The 843-nt window shown below is 45.6% G+C and carries 1 protein-coding gene; it reads right to left on the minus strand.

Annotated elements, in window-relative coordinates:
• Nucleotides 1-843, minus strand: an 843-nt coding sequence (locus AC1DYS_RS32240; RefSeq protein ID WP_477906174.1) for a glycosyltransferase family 4 protein, incomplete at both ends; no start/stop codon positions are given.

Genomic DNA, 843 nt, shown 5'->3' on the forward strand with positions numbered 1-843 from the left:
GGCTTGTTAACTTTGACTTTTGATTCAAGTGCTAATATCGCAAGTTGCGCAGTGTGATCCCAGGAGAATTGCTGTGATTTCGTGAGTCCGTGTGCTTCAAGCTCACTGCGGAATTGATCATCTTCTAGGACTGTCTGAATTCGGTCCGAAATTGATCTTTCGTCATACGGGTTGAAAAGGGCATCTTCCCGTCCAATTACTTCTGGAATGCTCGAAGTATTAGAACCGATAACGGCCTTTCCGCAGGCCATCGCTTCTAGAGCTGGTAATCCGAAGCCTTCGTGCCAAGACGGAAATACAAATAGTTTGCAGAGGTTGTAAAGCGCTAGTAAGTCGTCATCGGAAACGTAGCCGGTAAAGATGACCGAATTTGCCGCTAGTGATGATGCCTTGCAAATTTCCTCTAAACGTAGTCGATCTGTTGTCTGAATCGAGCACACGATTGCGAGTTGATGTTGCTGCCTTAGCTTTTCTGGCAAGAGAGCGAACGCACGAATTAGGCCTTCAATGTTTTTTCGGTGATCTATGCCACCGGTGTACATTATGAAAGGCTTATTTAAATTTAGTCGCTGGCGAACGCTGTTCTCAACATCTTCGGAGAATTGAATGGGAACGAAGTTCTTTTCAACCGCTGTCGAAATTGCGACGCAGCTTTCCTGTTCGAACCCAAGATGCTGAATTCCCTCATCTCGTGATGATTTGGATATGGCTAAGAGTAAGTCGGCTCGCCGAATGCTGTCGATCTTTCTGTCGTACCACGCTGCATATGCAGCGTTCTCCAAATATGGATTACGATAGATAAATGGGATGAGATCATAGAGAATGACTGCCGTTCTTATGGAA

This window comes from Rhizobacter sp. P2_G4, from assembly GCF_056403575.1.